Source organism: Ramlibacter sp. (assembly GCF_035706265.1).
GTDB lineage: Bacteria > Pseudomonadota > Gammaproteobacteria > Burkholderiales > Burkholderiaceae_C > Ramlibacter.
On sequence record NZ_DASSVG010000699.1, the window covers coordinates 1 to 2,495 of the forward strand.

Genomic DNA, 2,495 nt, shown 5'->3' on the forward strand with positions numbered 1-2,495 from the left:
CGGCTCGTAGCTGACGATCCCGCGCAGGCCGCGCGTGTCCAGCGGCTCGCCTTCCAGCCGCTCGCCGTAGAAATCCTTGGTGCCGCCGCCGCGGATGCGCAGGGGCGTGCCCTGCGCGGCGGCGATGCGGATGCGGTCGGCGAGTTCGGCGAGTGCGGGCTCCATGGCCCGCAATGGTACGGGCTCGCGCCGGGCCGCCTTTCAGTCGCGGAAGAAATTGACCGGCAGCCCCGGCACGTCCACCTGCGCGGCGAACACGCAGCCCGAGTGCGGGAAGGCGGCGAGTTCCTCCGGGGGGCGCCCGTGGCGCGCCGTCGTGACATAGAGCGTGCGCCGGTCGGGGCCGCCGAAGCACGGCATCGTGGGACAGCGTGCCGGCAGCTCGAATTCCGCCACCACCTGGCCGGCAGGCGACAGGCGCACCACGCGCCCGCCCTCGAACAACGCCACCCAGTAGTGGCCTTCCGCGTCCACCGCGGCGCCATCGGGCCGGCCGCCGTAGCCGGGCTGCCCCGGCTGCCAGCCGGCCGGCTTGGGCGCGAACTGGTGGAACACGCGGTGGTGCCGCATCGCGTTGCCCCGCCCGTCCCAGTCCCAGGCGTGCACCGTGTGGTCCGCGGTGTCGGCCCAGTAGACCGTGCGCTGGTCCGGCGACCAGGCGAGGCCGTTGGAGTTCATGGTGTTGGTGACCTTCAGCTGCACCAGCGGCTGGCCGCGGTTGCCGTTGTCGGGGCGGCAGTCGATGCTGTAGAGATCGGCCTTGCGCGCGTCCTTGGGCTCGTAGTAGGTGCCGGCCCAGAAGCGCCCCAGGGGATCGGCCTTGCCGTCGTTGAAGCGCGTGTGCACGCCGTGGCGGAACTGCACCACCCGCTCCAGCGCGGCGCCCCAGCTGCGGGCACGGTAGATGCCGTCGCGCAGGCCCAGCACCAGGCCGCCGCGCTCCGCCGGCGCGATGCAGCCCGCCTCCTGCGGCAGCTCCCATTGTTCGCGCTGGCCGCTGGCCGGGTCCCAGCGGCGCACGCGGCGGGCGTGGATGTCGACCCAGTAGAGGCGGTTCTCGTCCGGGTGCCAGAACGGCGATTCGCCCAGCGCGTCCGGCTCGGGCACGGCGACGTCCCACTTCATGGCGCACGCTCCGCTTCGATGGCCATCTGCGCCACCATGGTCTCGCCCGGCTGCAGCACGCGCAGGCCGAGGTCCTGCGCCGGTGCGCCCTGGGCGTACAGGTGCACCGCGTTGGCGACGTGGCTCACCGGCTCGACCGCGATCGCATCGCGCGCCGGCGTGGTGAAGACCACCAGCCGCTCCAGCCCCGAGCGCACGGTGACCTGCAGGCGCGCGTCACGCAGCCGCGCGATGCCGTTCCAGCCGTCGTAGCAGTCGTCCACGTCGAGCGCCCCGCAGTCGGCGTCGAGGCCGGTGGCAGCCTGGCGCACCGTGGGCAGCTTGTCGGGGCCCGGCTGCCAGCGGCCGGCCGCTTCGAAGGCGATGCGGCTACCGGCCCGCTTGACGAGCCACGGATGCCAGCCGAGGCTGGCGGGCGCCGGCCGGTCCGACTGGTTGGTCAGGGCCAGCGTCAGCTCCAGCCCGGTCGGCGCCAGCCTCAGGGTGTGCGAGCAGTCGAAGGCGAAGGGCCAGGAGGCGTCCGGCCGGTGTTCGCAGGAGAGCATGGCGGAGGCCGCGTCCGCCTCCAGCACCGTCCAGGGCCGCTGCCAGCCGACGCCATGGATCGCGTGCGGTGCGTCGCCGTCGTTGCGCACCAGTGGATGCTGCGTGCCCTGCCACACCAGGCTGGCGTGGCCGATGCGGTTGGAAAAGGGAACCAGCGGATAAGCACCCGCATCCCGCGCCGAAGCAAGCTGCGCCGCGGGCATGGAGCGCAGCACGGGCTCCTCGTCCAGCCACAGGCCGGCGATGCAGCCGCCGAGTTCAGGCATCACTTCGCAGCGCAGCCGTCCGGCACGCAGTTCGAGCATGGCGCTTGTCTCCTTGCGGGCCATTGTGCCTGCGCTCGGCAGAAAAAAAAGCGGCCCGCCGAAGCGGGCCGAACATCCAAAGGAGACTCCTGTGAACCGGGATCAGCGCATGTAGGCGGTTTCGCCGTGGCTGCTGATGTCCAGGCCTTCGCGTTCCTCTTCCTCGCTGACCCGCAGGCCGACCAGCAGGTCGACGATCTTGTAGGCGATGAAGGAGACGACGCCGGACCAGACCACGGTGAGCAGCACGCTCTTGAACTGGATCCACACCTGGCCGGCGATGCTGAAGGTGTCGGGCGTGGCGCCGCCGGTGCCGCCCAGGCCCTGGGCCGCGAACACGCCGGTCAGCAGCGCGCCGACGATGCCGCCCACGCCGTGGACGCCGAACACGTCGAACGCGTCGTCCGCACCCAGCATGCGCTTCAGGCCGCTGACGCCCCACAGGCACACCACGCCGGCGATCAGGCCGAGCACGATGGAACCCATCGGGCCGACGAAGCCGGCGGCGGGCGTGACGGC

2 protein-coding genes and 2 pseudogenes are annotated in these 2,495 nt (G+C 72.3%); all 4 read right to left on the minus strand.

Annotated elements, in window-relative coordinates:
* Positions 1-165 (minus strand): annotated as a pseudogene (glcE, locus tag VFM98_RS25070) (glycolate oxidase subunit GlcE); the annotation flags it as partial.
* A 36-nt stretch (positions 166-201) separates the two neighbouring features.
* Positions 202-1,125, minus strand: coding sequence for an SMP-30/gluconolactonase/LRE family protein (locus VFM98_RS25075; RefSeq protein ID WP_325112610.1), 924 nt, complete (start codon positions 1,123-1,125; stop codon positions 202-204).
* Positions 1,122-1,976 (minus strand): aldose 1-epimerase, encoded by an 855-nt coding sequence (locus tag VFM98_RS25080; protein ID WP_325112611.1) that lies wholly within the window; start codon positions 1,974-1,976, stop codon positions 1,122-1,124. The genes VFM98_RS25075 and VFM98_RS25080 overlap by 4 nt, the downstream gene beginning before the upstream one ends.
* A gap of 102 nt (positions 1,977-2,078) precedes the next feature.
* Positions 2,079-2,495 (minus strand): annotated as a pseudogene (locus VFM98_RS25085) (ammonia channel protein); the annotation flags it as partial.

Bases quoted from the DNA above. Each gene is read 5' to 3' on its own strand.
- VFM98_RS25080 (WP_325112611.1), bottom strand. From the start codon at position 1,976: ATGCTCGAACTGCGTGCCGGACGGCTGCGCTGCGAAGTGATGCCTGAA.
- VFM98_RS25075 (WP_325112610.1), bottom strand. From the start codon at position 1,125: ATGAAGTGGGACGTCGCCGTGCCCGAGCCGGACGCGCTGGGCGAATCG.